This is a genomic window from Paenibacillus sp. Y412MC10 (assembly GCF_000024685.1).
Classification (GTDB): Bacteria; Bacillota; Bacilli; order Paenibacillales; family Paenibacillaceae; genus Paenibacillus_AQ; species Paenibacillus_AQ lautus_A.
On record NC_013406.1, the window covers coordinates 3,257,013 to 3,272,814 of the forward strand.

General features: G+C 49.1%; 11 protein-coding genes. 7 read left to right on the forward strand and 4 right to left on the reverse strand.

Annotation, left to right across the window (positions count from 1 at the left end; translation table 11 throughout):
* Nucleotides 1–47 precede the first annotated feature (47 nt).
* On the reverse strand, nt 48–995 hold the full coding sequence (locus GYMC10_RS14200; RefSeq protein WP_015735105.1) for a ketopantoate reductase family protein: 948 nt from the start codon (nt 993–995) through the stop codon (nt 48–50).
* A 241-nt stretch (nt 996–1,236) separates the two neighbouring features.
* Here GYMC10_RS14200 and GYMC10_RS14205 point away from each other — a divergent pair, with 241 nt between their 5' ends.
* From GYMC10_RS14205 to bahA, 4 genes are all read left to right on the forward strand, one after another.
* Complete coding sequence (locus GYMC10_RS14205) at nt 1,237–1,806, forward strand: TetR/AcrR family transcriptional regulator (RefSeq protein ID WP_015735106.1); 570 nt, start codon at nt 1,237–1,239, stop codon at nt 1,804–1,806.
* A 135-nt stretch (nt 1,807–1,941) separates the two neighbouring features.
* Nucleotides 1,942–2,655, forward strand: coding sequence for a response regulator transcription factor (locus tag GYMC10_RS14210; RefSeq protein ID WP_015735107.1), 714 nt, complete (start codon nt 1,942–1,944; stop codon nt 2,653–2,655).
* Nucleotides 2,652–3,812: a sensor histidine kinase gene (locus GYMC10_RS14215; protein ID WP_015735108.1), complete on the forward strand. Its 1,161-nt coding sequence runs from the start codon at nt 2,652–2,654 to the stop codon at nt 3,810–3,812. The genes GYMC10_RS14210 and GYMC10_RS14215 overlap by 4 nt, the downstream gene beginning before the upstream one ends.
* Nucleotides 3,813–3,909: 97 nt before the next feature.
* Entirely contained in the window at nt 3,910–6,168 is a 2,259-nt protein-coding gene (gene bahA, locus GYMC10_RS14220; protein WP_015735109.1) for a bacitracin amidohydrolase BahA, read from the forward strand.
* Between the two features lie 130 nt (nt 6,169–6,298).
* Here the strand turns inward: bahA and GYMC10_RS14225 are convergent, their stop codons facing one another.
* Nucleotides 6,299–7,324 carry a sensor histidine kinase gene (locus GYMC10_RS14225; RefSeq protein ID WP_015735110.1) on the reverse strand — a complete coding sequence of 342 codons (1,026 nt, stop codon included), beginning with the start codon at nt 7,322–7,324 and terminating at the stop codon, nt 6,299–6,301.
* Nucleotides 7,321–7,992 (reverse strand): response regulator transcription factor, encoded by a 672-nt coding sequence (locus GYMC10_RS14230; protein ID WP_015735111.1) that lies wholly within the window; start codon nt 7,990–7,992, stop codon nt 7,321–7,323. The genes GYMC10_RS14225 and GYMC10_RS14230 overlap by 4 nt, the downstream gene beginning before the upstream one ends.
* A gap of 240 nt (nt 7,993–8,232) precedes the next feature.
* Between GYMC10_RS14230 and GYMC10_RS14235 the strand changes: the two genes are divergently transcribed.
* The 3 genes from GYMC10_RS14235 to GYMC10_RS14245 all read left to right on the forward strand — a co-directional run bounded on the left by GYMC10_RS14235 (nt 8,233) and on the right by GYMC10_RS14245 (nt 13,682).
* A complete protein-coding gene (locus GYMC10_RS14235; protein ID WP_015735112.1) occupies nt 8,233–9,000 on the forward strand; it encodes an ABC transporter ATP-binding protein in 768 nt (255 codons plus the stop codon).
* Nucleotides 8,981–12,175, forward strand: coding sequence for an FtsX-like permease family protein (locus GYMC10_RS14240; RefSeq protein ID WP_410002333.1), 3,195 nt, complete (start codon nt 8,981–8,983; stop codon nt 12,173–12,175). Before GYMC10_RS14235 ends, GYMC10_RS14240 begins: the two co-directional genes overlap by 20 nt.
* A 214-nt stretch (nt 12,176–12,389) precedes the next feature.
* Nucleotides 12,390–13,682 carry a class II aldolase/adducin family protein gene (locus GYMC10_RS14245; RefSeq protein ID WP_015735114.1) on the forward strand — a complete coding sequence of 431 codons (1,293 nt, stop codon included), beginning with the start codon at nt 12,390–12,392 and terminating at the stop codon, nt 13,680–13,682.
* 122 nt (nt 13,683–13,804) lie between these two features.
* Here GYMC10_RS14245 and GYMC10_RS14250 read toward each other — a convergent pair whose 3' ends face one another.
* Nucleotides 13,805–15,793 (reverse strand): DUF4832 domain-containing protein, encoded by a 1,989-nt coding sequence (locus GYMC10_RS14250; RefSeq protein ID WP_015735115.1) that lies wholly within the window; start codon nt 15,791–15,793, stop codon nt 13,805–13,807.
* Nucleotides 15,794–15,802: the final 9 nt, after the last annotated feature.

Below are 15,802 nucleotides of genomic sequence, written 5' to 3' on the forward strand. Positions count from 1 at the left end.
TCAAAAGCTTCTTATACTGTCTACGGGATCGATCCATAAGCCATCATTTAAGATCTCTGCCGCTCAGGCAGGGAATATTGTTGAAGCTCATCCCAATGCGGCGTCGCCATATTCGCGCTTTTCTTTAATTCGGCAAAAGCTTGCTGCAGCGCCGTCACCTCGTTGGCCGACACCGCCTTATCACTTAACAGAATTCTGCTGATCGGGATAGACAGCATCATCTTCAATAGAATGTAAAAGAGCTTTCTGTTTTTGCGGGCGAACTGCTTTTGAGCGGCAGGCGTAACCGTGAACCCGTTTTTCTCTAATACTTGATGCCCCTCATCCATAGCATGGATGACAAGATGAAGAAGCTTCCTGTCTTTGGCGGCTCTGCGCAAATTCCCGTTATATGCAGAAGCAATGGAATTCAAAGCCAAGATCATAACATAATGACTCTTCAGCCACTCATTCATATTTTTTTGGTAGGTCCATGCATATTTGGTGTTTGCCAAAGCCTGATCGATGAACGGCCGCCAAGACAGATCCTCGCCTAAACCTCCGATATTGATTTTGGTTCTTGGGCCGCGCACGCTAATGACAAGGCCGTTCTCTCTCCAGCCAGCGATCGATTGAAAAGCGAAGGCCACCTGTTTCGTCACAGAACTATGGGCTTGCAAGTAGGTTTGCATGTCCTGAGGGCTTGCATTGTTGCCCATGATGACGACATGGCGGCTGTGATTCGCAGCCAGTGCAGGCAATACGGCCTCGAAATCCGGATATTTCATCACGACAAAAATAAGGTCATATACATCGTCCGGCTCTAGCTCGCGAATGACCCTCACGTTATGAACCGTAGTTTTGAATTGAAAATAATGACGGATGACATTGCCATTCTTCTCCAGCTCGTTCGCTCTTTGTCCTCTGGCCAGCATCGTGACGTTGTGTCCTACGCGCACCATCTCGTGAGCTAAATAACTGCCCAGAACGCCTGCGCCGTAAACCAATATTCGCATAATAGGTCCCCCATTGTAGATTAAACGCTTGGGTCAAAACGTGTTTGCTCAAGCGAATATTTCATGTATTGCACATGGTTTTTAAATAATCGACTCGATATTTAAAAATTACAGCTTGATTCTATATGGATCTTGCTAAGACTGTCAAGAAGTTTTTAAATATTTCTTGTGTAATTTAAAAACTGTACAGGTTATGTTAAACTACGTGTAGTGATGAATGCGGAAGCGAGTGAGGATCTTGATGAACAAATTCGAAGTGAGAACGCAGCAGAAGAAGGATGCGATCGTTCAAGCGGCCTTAAAGCTGTTCAAAGAAAAAGGCTTCGTCCACGTCAGCATCAAAGACATTGCCGAAGAATCCGGAGTGTCGTCCGTATCGCTGTATAACTATTTTGGCAGCAAAGAAGGGGTGGTCAAAGAATGCGCAAACGTACTGATGCAGAATACCATCCGTATGGCCATGGAGCTGTTAAACCAAGATATCGAGTTTAAAGACAAGTTATCCCGCGTACTTGCGATCTGCGCCGACCAAGACTATCAATTGCTTTGTACCCCAGGCGCGGTCGAAGATCAGGTGCTGGCGAGCTTATACAGCGAAAGCACCAATAAAATTAGACTGGAGCTTATTCAGGAATTTATTGAGCTGGGGAAGAAGGAAGGGGCAATTCATTCTTCGGTCTCGCTGGAGACCCTATTGGAATTATTGAATGCCGTCGGGACGCTGCAAGCTTCCTGGGCAAGAGCCGGGAATTATAACGACAAGATGGCTGAGCTTAACCAGCTTCTCTTGTTTGGTTTTATCGGACGCTAATGAATCAATCATAAAATGACCTCCGCCGTATCCGGTGAGAGGTTATTTCTGTTTAATAATGCTGACGAGACAACGCAAAAAAGGAAATTAGCCTTCCAAGGAGAACCCTATACTACTTGAAGGAGGATGCTATTTATGCCCAGAACCATACTTGTGGTCGATGATGATCCGGATATCGTAGACATGCTGAAACTCTATTTAGACGCAGAAGGATATACGACTTTGGCAGCCTTCGACGGACTTGCAGCGCTTGAGCATCTCCGAAGCCAACGCGTCGATCTCGCTCTGTTCGATATCATGATGCCGGTCATCGACGGATACCAGCTGCTCCGCACGATTAGACAGGATTATAAAATCCCGGTCATTCTCGTATCGGCCAAAAATCAGGAGCTCGATAAAATCACGGGTCTCAAGCTCGGAGCAGACGATTATGTTTCCAAACCGTTTAGCCCGATGGAAGTAATGGCAAGAATTCAGGCCCAGTTAAGACGGTCCTATGAATTCAATGAGTCGTCGGAACCTGACCCGGTTTCCGTCACCCGCATCGGTGATTTGGTGCTGGATCATCGCGAATACATGCTGTATATCAATGGAAAGCCCATTTCGCTCAGCGCGATCGAATATAAATTGTTAAACCTGTTTATGGGAGAACCGGGACGCGTATTTACGAAACGTCAAATGTTTGAGCATGCCTGGGACGAGTTGTACCTGGCCGACGATAACGCCGTTATGGTGCAGATTAGCAGGCTGCGGGACAAAATCGAGACCAATCCGAGAAACCCCGTTTATATCAAAACCATCCGCGGCCTCGGCTACCGGTTTGCCAAGAAAGATGAGTTAAACGCATGAAAACACCTAATCGTTTGCAGCGTTCGCTGATCGGACAATACTTGTATTTCTTTGTTTCGATTGCCATCATTGCGGCGTTATCGTTGTTTATATTGAATGCCCAAATCATGAATTATTTTCTCGATTCATCCGGGCAGACAAAGGTGGAGGAGACAACACAGAAGGGCTATTCTCCCGCTACGCCAGAGGAGAGCTACAGCGATCAACAAAAGCGCGTATTTTATAAAATGGCTCTTCAGACCCTGCTTCTGTTTCTCGTTTTGTTTGCGATCACCGTGTATGCGTTCGGAAGAAGGACCGCTTCGAGGCTCACGACTCCGCTCAGCTCCATAGCCGACGGCATTCGAAACATTGCCCAAGGTCAATACCGCAAAAGGCTAAACTTCAAAGCAAGCTATGAGCTCGCGCAGATCCAGGACGATTTCAATGATATGGCAGAGCGTCTCGAGCGGATGGAGCGGGAAAAGCAGGAGCTGGAAGAAAGCAAGCAGCGCATGCTGATCGACATCTCCCATGACTTGAAGACACCGTTGACTACCATACGGGGCTATATCGAAGCGCTGGAGGCGGGACTCGTGGATACGGAAGAGAGAAGACGCCAGGTCTTGCGTTTGATATCCGACAAAGCCAGTCTGATGTCGGAGCTGATTGACGATATCTTTGACCTGTCCAAGCTGGACAGTCCCGATGTTCCTTTTTCCGTGGAATTCTCCGACATTACGGAATTTACGAGGGAAATCGCAGCCGAATATTATGAAGTTTTCGAAGATAAACAGCTTGATTTCCGTTACGATATTCCCAATCGGGAATTGAGGGTCCCGTTCAACGCGATCTGGTTGTACCGGGCGGTTTCCAATATGCTGTCCAATGCATGGAAATACAACCCTCCCGGCACAACCGTGGAATTGAAATTGGTAACCGCAGAGAACGGGGTTGAGATTCACGTTTCGGATGATGGCGCCGGTATCCCGGATGATCTGAAGGATAAGGTGTTCGAAGCTTTCGTTCGCGGAGACAGGGCACGGACCAGCGATGGCGGCACGGGACTCGGTCTGGCGATTGCCAAACAAGTGGCAGAGAAACATGGAGGAAAGATCAGGCTTACAACAACAAACGGGCAAACGAGTTTCATTCTGTTTCTGCCGAGCAATATGTAAGATTTCTGAAAGAATTGAGAAAGTGCACAGAAAGAGTGATCCGGTATCCTCAGATGTAGAACGATCTACTAAATAGAGTGCAGGAGGACTGGGAAGAGTGGAAATACAAAAAGAGAAAGAGAATGAGAAGGGCATTGCCATTATACAAAGAATCGTTGCAAACCGGAAACGTTTGCAGCCTTTAACTCCTGGATGGAAGGGAGCGTCGCTTGGACTAGGAGGCATCGCCTTCATTCTAATCCTGATCCAGGCCGATTATTTATTGACGGGGCACGGTTTCATAAAATATATCGCGGGCACGTTTTTGTTTGTCCTAGCGATTGCCTTGATAAGCGGCTTGACAGCGTTGCTGCTGCACGGAGTCAAGAAACTGCCAAGCCGTTATATTTGGACGTTGACAGGCTCACTGACCTTGCTTGTATTCTGCTTCACCGTGCCGCCGAAAGTATCGGCCTTGTTCATTGCATGTTTTGCCTTTGTTTTTTCTTTATTTGGGGCATTGCTTTATAAAATTGCAGCCGGAAGCTACAGGCAAGTCTCAAAAGCAAGGAGAATCGGCGCCTTGGCCTGCTTGTCCTTGATCGCCATCGTGATCGGAGCGGGCAGCTTCTGGCTGATTCGGGAGGGAGATGAAGCTGCTCCGGGCGTCACGTTACAACAGCTGAAAACCTCAAGCCGGTATGAAGACTCGACGATGAATAATCCGGCAGAACAAGGCCCATATCCCGTCCAAAGCCTGTTATACGGAAGTCCTGACAACTACCGGAAAGAGTTTAATCAAAGTGGTTCGCTGACGACCAAAACGGTGGATGCAACCGAGTTTGTCGAGAAATGGTCCTCAGGGCGTACGAAGTCGCTTGGATTCGGACCGGATGCCCTGCCGTTAAACGGAAAAGTATGGTATCCCGAAGGGGTGGGGGCATTTCCGCTGGTCCTGATTGTGCATGGAAACCACTTAATGAACGATTATTCCGATCCCGGTTACGAATACCTCGGCAAACTGCTCGCGAGCAAAGGGTATATTTTCGTCTCCGTGGATGAAAATTTCTTGAATGCCGCCCCATACGAGGACCTTTTTCTGGTTAGCGCCCTCCAACGCGAAAATCCGGCAAGAGGTCTGCTGCTGCTGGAGCATTTGAAGACATGGAAGGGCTGGAACAGCGATCCGGACAACCCGTTTTATCAAAAGGTCGATATGGAACGAATCGCCCTCATCGGTCATTCCAGGGGAGGCGAAGCGGTCGCGATCGCCGCAGCCTATAACAAGCTCGGACGTCACCCGGATCACGGCCATATCAAGTTCGACTATAACTTCTCGATCCGCTCTCTCGTTTCCATTGCGGGAACGGACGGGCAGTATCAGCCGCAAGGCAAACCGCTGCCGCTGCAGGACGTGAATTATCTCTCTTTGCATGGAGCTCATGATATGGACGTCAACAGCCTGGACGCTGCCAAACAATATCATCGGATTCGTTATACCGAAGGCAAAGATTACATGAAGTCGATGATTTATGTCTATGGGGCCAACCATGGCCAGTTCAACGGAGGCTGGAACAGAGGGGATGGAGCAGGTCTAGCGAATCGTCTCTTTAACCTTCGTCAAATCATGCCGCGGGAAGAGCAGGAAACGATTGCCAAGGTGTTTGTTTCCGGTTTTCTCGATGTAACGCTTAAGGACCAACGTCAATATCGGGAGATGTTCACGGATTTGGGTTACGCCAAGGAATGGATTCCCGACAACCTGTACGTGGGCAATGTTTACGATTCGGGGACGACCATGATTGCCGATTTTGAAGAAGACATCGATCTGCAGAGCACGACGCTGCCTGGCGGCAGCCTGATGGGCGAACATCTCCGGGTATGGAAGGAGGAGAAGGTAAGGACCAAGCATGGCTTGGCCGATTACAGCGCGGTTCGCTTAGGCTGGGACTCGAGAGGAGAATCCGAACCTGCATCCTTCACGGTCACGCTGCCGGAACGCGGCATGGAAACGGGAACGGAAAGCTCTGTCGTATTTTCGATGGCGGACGCCCGTGGAAAAGACGCGAGCGGCGACTCGAATGAACTGATCAATGCAACGGTTTCCGTTGAAGACAAGAAAGGCAATCAGGCCCATCTTCCCCTCAGCCACATATCCAAATTGCCGCCTGTTATAGAAGGTAAACTTCTCAAATGGCCGTTCTCGAATTCCGGGAACATTTCGGAGCCCATATTTCAAAGCTATGATTTCCCGTTAAGCGATTTTGAACAAATGAATCCGGACTTCAACCCGCAGCAGCTGAGCAAGGTCCGTATTCAATTCAACCTGACCAAGCGGGGAACCGTGCTTCTGAGCGACATGGGGATCCGATCGTAACATGCTTGATATGGTCTTATAGGATGACTTTGATGACTGCCAGTCGACAAGAACTAAATACGCTAAAGAAGCCGCCATATTGGCGGCTTCTTCGCTTTAGATTGAGCAGCGGGCTCATACCGTTACCGCTTTATAAGCGGTAATACGTATCCGTTTTCGGAAAATGAATCGTGACTGCTGTATACCTTCCAGCCTCCGACCGGATAGACAAATGATGTCCCAGCTTATGCGCCAATTGTTTTGCAAGATAAAGTCCCATGCCGGTCGATTTGGGATGGCTTCTTCCGATAGATCCGGTAAATCCTTTCTCAAAGACTCGATGGAGGTCTTCCGTCTGGATCCCGATCCCCGTATCTATAATGTTCAACCGCTTTTCTTTACGGTCTTCTTCCACCGTAAATGTAATGTTCCCGCCTTCGTCCGTATATTTCAACGCATTTGAAACGATTTGATCAAGGATAAATCCAAGCCATTTGCGGTCGGTATGGATGGTTTGCCGAATGTCCTCCATATGTAACCGAATCTGTTTATTGATAAACGTCTTGGCGAATTTTTTCGCGCAGGTTTTAATGATCGCTTCCAACGGTTCTTCCGTGATGAAATAATCCTTGGAAAAAGAATCGATTCGAGAATAGTACAGTGCCTGCTCCACGTAATTTTCTATTTTATCCAGTTCGTCCTCAAGTTTATCGGCCAGGGAATCTGCCGTTTCCTCCGTGCTGTTTTCCATGAGCAAACGACTTGCTGCAATCGGTAGCTTTACCTCATGAATCCAGGACATGATAAATTCCTGGTGATCTATTTTCTCTTCATTGAGTTTCCGGAGGTCCCGTTCATGATGCCGGTGCAATTTGGCAAAAAGCTCGAGATACAGCCGCTGCTGCGAATTTTGCGGTTCAGGGGCAGCGACAGGCCAATCTTCCCGGTCAAGATCGATTAGCTCCTGCAGCTTGCGGTAATAGGATCTGCGATAAACATAGCCAATCAGTAAGTAGGCTGCGGTGAAGGCAAAACAAACGATTTGAATATAAAGAATGCTGCCTAAGGCGTGGCCCGTGTTGACGGATAGGGCAACAATCATCGAAATAAAGCCCATCATCCCGGCGTACAGCAACAAAAAATAACGTTTGTCCTTTATATATCGAAAGAAGCTCATGGGATCATATAACCTTGCCCTTTCTTGGTTACAATCCAGTTTTCCTTGCCGATGCCGGCCAGTTTTTTGCGCAAGCGGACGATGTTGACGGTTAACGTGTTTTCGTCCACGAAGCTTTCATCCTGCCAAAGATGACGCATGATTTTCTTGCGGTCCACAACGGTTCCCTTCTGCTGCATCAGAATCTTCAATATGCTGACTTCGGTTTTGGTAAGCTCCGCTTGTTCGGTTTCATACGTTAGCGTCCCTTTGTCCGGAAGGAACACGACCCCCTCATGCTCGAACACGTTGGATTGCATGTCCGAATAGGAATACGTCCGGCGCAGCAGCGCATTGACTTTAGCGGTCAAAACATCCATATGGAACGGCTTCTGAATATAATCGTCACCGCCCATATTCACCGACATGACAACATCCATGGGCGAATCGCGGGAAGAAAGAAAGAGCACCGGCACATTGGAGATTTCCCTAATCTTTTGACACCAGTAAAATCCATCATACGACGGCAAGTTGATATCCATGATCACAAGATGAGGCTGTTCATGAATAAAGCATAACGCGACCTGGTCAAAGTTATCGACGCTGACCGTTTTCAGGCTCCATTTGGTTAAAGCTAACTGGATCATCCCGCGAATGGTCGGGTCATCCTCTACGATCATGATTTTCATAAACGATCCTCCCGGGCGTTACTTGCGGCAAATTAAACACATTGTATACGATCTTCCCGCGGCAGACAAGCAAGTTTCCGGGGCTGCTTCCTTTGTCTAATGTGACAGGAATGTAAGGTTGAAAGGGAAGTTGTAAGCTAAAGTAAAGGTGACCTGTATTAAGATCAGGATAAGAAATACATGATTTCGAAATCGTGTTGACATTGTTTCTATATTGATAACCAGGAAGGAAAGATCAACATGAAAATGGTAGTGAACGCGGCTCAGGTTCGAAAGGTTTATGGCGTAAAAGGAAATGTCTATACCGCCTTGGATGATATCGATTTGTCCGTGCAGGAGGGAGAGTTCGTAGGGATCATGGGGCCGTCGGGCGCAGGCAAATCGACTTTGCTCCATGTGCTGGCGACGATCGATCAGCCTACCTCCGGAGACGTTGTGATTGACGGGATGGACGTGCTGAAGATGGATGAGGAACAGTTATCCGCTTTTCGCCGGGATAAACTGGGATTCATTTTTCAAGATTACAATTTGCTGGACACTTTAACCGTGAAGGAGAACATCCTGCTGCCCTTGGCGCTGGCCAAGATGAATGTCAAAGAACTGGAGTTTAGAGTGGGGGAGATCGCGGACAAATTCGGCATCACCCCGATTCTGGACAAATACCCGTATCAGATTTCCGGAGGGCAAAAACAGCGGACTGCGGCTTCACGCGCCATGATTTCCGGCCCCAGCCTGCTGCTGGCCGATGAGCCGACCGGCGCTCTGGATTCGAAATCGGCGACCGACCTGCTGGAGAGCCTGAGGGACTTGAATGAATATGATCAGGCAACGATTCTGATGGTCACCCATGACACGTTTGCGGCAAGTTACTGCAAGCGCGTGCTGTTTATTAAGGACGGTCGCATTTTCACGGAACTGACGAAAGGCGAGGCATCCCGCAAACACTTTTTCAAAAAAATACTGGATGTATTGACCGTACTGGGGGGAAATGCAAGTGACCTTGTTTGACATCGTGAAAAAGAACATGAAAGGGAACTTCAAAAACTACGCCATCTATTTCATTTCCATCCTGTTCAGCGTCATTATCTATTATACTTTCCTTTCTTTGCAGTACAGCCAAGAAATTGCAAGTTCAATCGAATCGTCGCAGAGCATGCAATCCGTTTTTATGATGGCGTCCATCCTATTGATTGTGTTTGTTGCTGTCTTTATCATGTACTCCAACCGTTTTTTTTCGAGACAGCGTAAAAAGGAAGTAGGCTTGTACGCGCTATTTGGTTTGCCCAAAAAAAAGATCGGAAAAATGCTGTTTTATGAAAACCTGATCATTGGGGTAACGGTTTTAATCATAGGAATCATGATCGGCACATTGTTATCCAAGCTGTTCGCCATGATATTAATCAAACTGCTGGGGACGCCTGTACAGGTAGGCATGGCATTCTCCCTTCGCGCGCTGGTTCATACGCTCATCGTGTTCTTGGTGATTATTTTGGCGACGTCGATCCAAGGCTATCGATTGATCTACAGCTTTAAACTCATTGAATTGTTTCGCGCGGAGCAGAAAGGGGAGCAGGAACCGAAAGCGTCGTTTCTATCGGCGGTGGGTGCAGTTCTCTGTCTTGCTGCGGGATACGGATTCGCTTTCCGCGATTTTTCCGTCACCGAAGAAATTCTTGTCAACCTGAGCGTGATGACCGTCGGTATTATCGCTGGAACGCTTCTGCTCTTCTCCTCCTTGGTCATTGTCTTGTTGAGAACCGCCAAGAAGAGAAAGCGAAGTTATTATAAAGGCATGAATCTGGTCATCACCTCTAATTTGGTGTACCGGATTAAAGGAAACGCTCGTTTGTTAAGCGTCATTTCCCTGTTATCCGCAGCAGCTCTGTGCGCTTTCAGTGTCGGATTAGGTGCATATTTCACTTTTGACAAAACATCGAAGCTCACGGCACCGTTTAGCTACATGTATATTGCCCAGGACAAAGCCTTTAATCAGAATGTAGACGATATCATACGCGGGGATGAAGCGCATCCGATTATAGCGCAAATGACGATTCCGGTACTGGAGACAAAAGGGGAGGCTTCCGATCCAGAGATCCTTCCGGAGAGAATGATCGAAGCCGATAAAACCCCGCTCAAAGTGGTTTCGATCGATCAATACAACCAGGTGGCAAAGGTGTTGCGCTTTCCCGTTCTTGATCCGATCGAACAGGATGAAGCCGTTGCGATCCGGCCCATGTATACGGATTATGAGTGGTCCGATTACGAAGGCGAAACGGTCGACATCGAACTGCCTGATCAACGGCTAACCCTTGCTTTTGCGGGGATGACCGTAGAACGAATCATCAATTGGAGTTATCCGGATGTGATGATTGTTGTGAGTAACGGCACCTACGACAACATCGAGGCTCAAGTTTCGCCGACCCGCTATGTCGGATATGCCGTGCAGGAACAGAAGACGACGAAGCACACAGCCGACGCGCTGGCGGCGCTGAAGACACCGGAATCGAACTTGTCTTCTTTTTATTCCGAATACCGGCTTGGGATCGAAGAGGCGGCCTTCAATGTGTTTATATTAGGATTTTTGGGGCTCGTTTTTGTCATGGCAACAGGAAGCATGATCTATTTCAAGCAATTGACAGAAGCGGCGACAGACAAACCTCGGTTCGATATTCTTAAAAAAGTCGGCGTAAGCGGAAAAGAAATCAATATGGCTATCATCAAGCAGAACGCCTTCATTTTTGCTTTGCCGCTCGCGATCGGGCTTGCCCACTACATGGTCATCCTGAAATTGTTGAAAAGGTTATTCAGCAATATGGCAGGCGCCAGTCTCTTGCTGCCCATCCTGATCTGCGTCGCTGTGTTTATCATGATCTATACGGTTTATTATGTGCTCACGGTCAACTCCATCAGCAGGATCGTCCATGGAAAGGCTGCCCCCGTGGCAAGAATTGCAGTTATCGCCATTACGGTCTGTCTTCTGGTTCTGATTGGCATATTCTTCGGCACGGAAACCCCTGCAACGCAGGATGAAAGGGGCCCGGCAGAGAAAATCCAGTTACAGCTTCCAAAACCTACTGGAGAATACGCTGTGGGGTCGATGGAAATGCACTTCAAGGACGACAACCGGGTGGACCCATGGAAACAGGACAGAGACAGGGAGCTGATGGTCAGCATATGGTACCCGGCCACGGGGAAAAGCGAGCAGAAGGCTTTGTACATGCAGCCCGAAGCAGCAAAGTATTACGATGAAAACACGATCTCCACGATCGGGTTGGATCCCGGCAGAGTCGATCTATCCGGTATCGGCACACACTCTTGGGTGAATGCGCCTCCAGTGAACAACGGCGATGGGTGGCCGATCCTCATCTACACACCTGGCGGGTCTGTTCCAAGAAACTTCGGGACGGCTGTAGTCGAAGACTTGGTCAGCAGAGGTTATGTAGTGGTTGCAGTCGATCATACGTATGAAGCCTCTGCGGTCCAGTTTCCCGATGGACGTGTGGCCACGGAGTCATTACCGCCTTTCAGTGCAGAAACGGTACTGAAAATGCTAGAGATAAGAGTGGATGATATCCAATATGTATTGGATCAACTCGAACTCATAAAGGAAGGCCTTCATCCAGGCGATCAGCCTTTACCCGCGGGACTTCAAGAAACATGGGATCTGTCAAGGATCGGAATATTCGGACATTCTGCCGGAGGGGCTACCGCTGCTCAGGTGATGTATGAGGATGACCGGGTTGACGCCGGCATCGATATGGATGGAACGATGGGGCATATGCCCGATAACCCGCTCCCGGTGGCGGTGCACGGTTTGGATCGTCCTTTCATGCTCATGAACTCAGGCTACAATAAGGAGGGCGAGGTTGATTCCCATCTAACCGCGATGGACCGTCAATCGTTCTGGCAGCATTCGACCGGCTGGAAGCTCGATTTAAGCATACCCGAGGGAGCACATTATACGTTTACAGATTATCAGTCGCTCCTTCCACAGCTTCAAGAGAAGCTGAGCCTTTCGCCGCGAGTTGTCCAGCAATTTATCGGGACAGCTGAGCCTGTACGGACGATCGCCGCCCATCGAGATTATGTCGCTGCTTTTTTCGATTATCATTTAAAGGGTGCTCTGCAGCCACTGCTGCAGTCTCCGTCCGAAGACTATCCAATGGTTGATTTTATTCCATAATGTCAGAGGCGTGATCCTCTAAAGTTGCCAAAACGGGGAAAACAGGGATGATATCATCCCTGTTTTTTATGTTCCGGTTCAGGATCATCATCATTATTATTTACGGCTTTTGTTATTGTTTTTGCCACATTTCTCCTCGAATATCAACAGAAAAAACAGTATAATAAAAACAAACAAAACTAAACAAAAACATTCGGATAAGGCGGTGGCAGGAATGAATCAGGATTTTATGCATCCGGCAGATCAGCTTCTTCTCTTTATCAATCGCATTTACAACCATGGGATGACCACCACGTCGGGGGGCAATTTGTCGATCAGGGACCATAACGGGGATATATGGATTACGCCAGCGGGAGTGGACAAAGGGTCGCTTAACCGGTCGGATATGGTATGCGTGAAGGAGGACGGCAGGGTAGAGGGAATTCACAAGCCTTCCAGCGAATTTCCCTTTCATCGGCTCATTTATCAAGCCCGCCCGGATTTGAAGTCGATCATTCATGCCCATCCGCCTGCACTGGTTTCGTTCAGCATAGTAAGGCGCATTCCGGATACAAGGCTGCTTCCGAACGAAAGGCAAATTTGCGGCGAGATCGGAATCGCGCCTTATGCGCTGCCCGGAAGCGAGCAGCTCGGGGAGAACATCGCAGCCGTCTTCAAGCGAGGGATCGACACCGTCATGCTGGAGAATCACGGGGTCGTGGTCGGGGGAGAGGATCTTTTTCAAGCGTTTCGTCGGTTCGAAACCCTCGACTTCTGTGCACGCCTTGAGATTGAGGCACGTCGAATCGGTAAACCGGTCCTGCTTACCGATGAGGATTACGAAACCGTGCGCAACAAAAGCACGCTGCAGATGGATACGTTCATCCGCGATTCCTGCACGTCGGAAGAAAAAGAGCTGCGCCGCGATATGTGCGGATTGATGAAACGCGCGTATAAACAGGGATTGTTCACCAGCACGCAGGGCACCTTCTCCCATCGATTGCAAGGAAACGATTTTGTCATCACGCCATATGGCAAAGACCGCAATGATCTGGAACCGGAAGACCTCGTCCGCATAGAGAACGGCAAAGCGGAAGCGGGCAAACAGCCGAGCAAATCCGTTCTCCTCCATGAAGCAATCTATAACACGCAGCCGCATGTCCATTCGGTCATTATCGCGCATCCTCCCAACATTATGGCATTTGCGGTCACCGATACGGCCTTCGATTCGAGGACGATACCGGAAAGCTATATATTGCTTCGCGGAACGCCGAAGCTCCCCTTTCATGCGGTGTATAATGAGCCTGAGCGTACCGCTTCGCTGTTTAAAGCCAATACGCCGATTGCCATTGTGAACAATAACTGCGTAATCGTTGCCGGTCAAAGCCTACTCAACGCTTTTGATCGATTGGAAGTTGCGGAGTACAGCGCGAAGTCCATTTTGTCGGCGAGAACGCTAGGCGATGTCATCCACATCGATGATGAACGGATCCGCGAGCTTGAAGCAGCATTTCATCTGGAATCATGAGCAAGAACCAGGCGTTCATGATCTATAGCCTTTAAATGAAGGAAGAGCAGCAGAGTTGCCGTGAATGATACGCGGCCATCTGCTGCTCTTTTTATTATGATAGTTGAAATCCGTTTATCATGCTATTTGGTCCATGAACCGACCTTATAAGCTCCGTCTGAAAGCCGGTTTGTGTTAGCGAAATCAACCGCCGGCTGGTTCGTCGATGGATCGAGAATCGCTATGGCTAATTCATAAGTACCGCTCGGCAGTGTATTCGTAGGAAGAGAGCCTGTGACTGTGTGCTGCCCAGTTCTCCAGGTCGTTAAGTCCGCCGATGTGGTTTGGCGTGCCACGATCTGGCCGCCGCTGCGCAGCTGGATTTCAAGAGGCCAATTGAATGGGAAGTGTTGAACCCCCTTATTCTCCACCGTGACGGATACTTCGAGCGTGCTTCCGCTATTTACTTGCGGGTATGCAGCCTTGTTTACGACAAAGTGATAACCCATTCGTTTCTTGAGCGTATCGATGTTGCCTTGCAATGGATTCCCCACCGCCAGGGAAGCCGGAGAATTCGGTCCCAGCCAGCTTGGCTTGCTGAGCTCGGTTTGCCGAAGGGTCTCATTGAAGCCGCTGCCTGACGTAAGCGCAGCATTCATGCCATAAGCACCACCATAGAATTCGCCGCCGGAGACGCGAGTGTCCCAAAAGTTTGCATGGGCGGGTTGCTGCTGGCCGATGTCATCCCAATATCCGTTCTGGGTGCCTGTATACCAGCCCCATTCGGAATCGAAGCTCGGCTGATCGCCGAAGACGTCATTGTACATTCCCAGAATCAAACCCTTGTTGTTATTCTTGGCCAGCTCTACGCTGCGTCTAATCAATAGCTGCGTGTGATCCTCCTGATCGGCAAAGGCATCGATATAATGCTGAATATATTGGTTGGATACGCTGTTCGGAGGAAATGCCCCCGTATAGTTGCTTTCCCCGTTCGGTCCGACATAAGGCCAGGTATGGAATTCGGCCCAATGTCCGAGCGAACCGATTTGCACAAAAGCGATCGGGCTATCCGGGGAGTCGTAATGGTCCGCAATCGCCTCGATTGCAAGTTTGTGCCTGGCGATCAGATAGTCGGAACTGTAATTAGGAGAGAAGCCCGTGTTGTTGCCGGCTCCCATGCCTCCAGTATCGTCGCGATAGGCCTTGCCCGGCGATTGTCCCAGGCTTGCCATGTCGTTGTACAGCCAATCCGGGATATCCCGGTGAGCCACGCCGGAAGGACTGTCCAGAATAAAGCGAAGGATTACCTTGACGCCGCGGCTTTTCCAATAGTCGAAATGATTGGAGGCTTCAATCGCACTGAAATCATAATTGCCCTTCGTCGGCTCAAACTCCTTCCAAGTCACGCCGGCATATACCAGCCGATGAGGTTGAGGATAATTGGTAGATTTTGCGGATGGAGCCCAGCCTTTAAACGGGTTATTCAACGGATCATTCAGCTCGGTTGGATAGAATTCGATCATATGGCCTCCCGGATGATGTGCTTGTAAGGTATAGACCGGAAGCGGCTGGTTCTGTGCCGGCAGGCGGTGCATATCCGAATTGTTATCCAGATACCCGATGCTCACGCTGCTGCCTTCGCCAAGTCCAAGCGTAGAAAGAGGGATCGCTGCTTCAATCACAGATGAGGAACGTACATATTGAGAAGAAGTCAGAGTCGATGAAAAATTCCAGTTCCAGCTGCTTCCATTGCCTGAGTAGCGGTATAAGGATTGGTTCTCGAGAAGCCACTCAACGCCTGTCGTGCCCCAGCCAAAAGCTTGATATCCGGTAGAAGCATTCCCGTCCGTATTCAACCAGAAGCTTCCCATCGTAGTGCTAAGGCCTGAGCCTTGTACAAGCAGATAAAGATTCTTGTCGTCATGGGAAGCCTTTAAGATTTGAGCCGTTCCCGTATTCGTGGATAGGGCCGGAATGCCCTCCCAGTCGCTCGGATCGCCGTCAACAACAATAGAGGCAGAGGCAGTTTCCGCAGACCAAGTAAAGCGGGGAAAAGGGAATAAGGCAAGTAGAATGGCCGTCATGATAATTAGTGCAAACGGCTGCTTCCAATGGATACCCCGTGCTTTCATGTCAAACCT

Excerpts from the sequence above, each read along its gene's own strand:
- GYMC10_RS14210 (WP_015735107.1), top strand. The coding sequence starts at position 1,942 with ATGCCCAGAACCATACTTGTGGTCGATGATGATCCGGATATCGTAGAC.
- GYMC10_RS14240 (WP_410002333.1), top strand. The coding sequence starts at position 8,981 with ATGCAAGTGACCTTGTTTGACATCGTGAAAAAGAACATGAAAGGGAAC.
- GYMC10_RS14200 (WP_015735105.1), bottom strand. The coding sequence starts at position 995 with ATGCGAATATTGGTTTACGGCGCAGGCGTTCTGGGCAGTTATTTAGCT.
- GYMC10_RS14245 (WP_015735114.1), top strand. The coding sequence starts at position 12,390 with ATGAATCAGGATTTTATGCATCCGGCAGATCAGCTTCTTCTCTTTATC.
- GYMC10_RS14235 (WP_015735112.1), top strand. The coding sequence starts at position 8,233 with ATGAAAATGGTAGTGAACGCGGCTCAGGTTCGAAAGGTTTATGGCGTA.
- GYMC10_RS14230 (WP_015735111.1), bottom strand. The coding sequence starts at position 7,992 with ATGAAAATCATGATCGTAGAGGATGACCCGACCATTCGCGGGATGATC.
- GYMC10_RS14215 (WP_015735108.1), top strand. The coding sequence starts at position 2,652 with ATGAAAACACCTAATCGTTTGCAGCGTTCGCTGATCGGACAATACTTG.
- GYMC10_RS14250 (WP_015735115.1), bottom strand. The coding sequence starts at position 15,793 with ATGAAAGCACGGGGTATCCATTGGAAGCAGCCGTTTGCACTAATTATC.
- GYMC10_RS14225 (WP_015735110.1), bottom strand. The coding sequence starts at position 7,324 with ATGAGCTTCTTTCGATATATAAAGGACAAACGTTATTTTTTGTTGCTG.
- GYMC10_RS14205 (WP_015735106.1), top strand. The coding sequence starts at position 1,237 with ATGAACAAATTCGAAGTGAGAACGCAGCAGAAGAAGGATGCGATCGTT.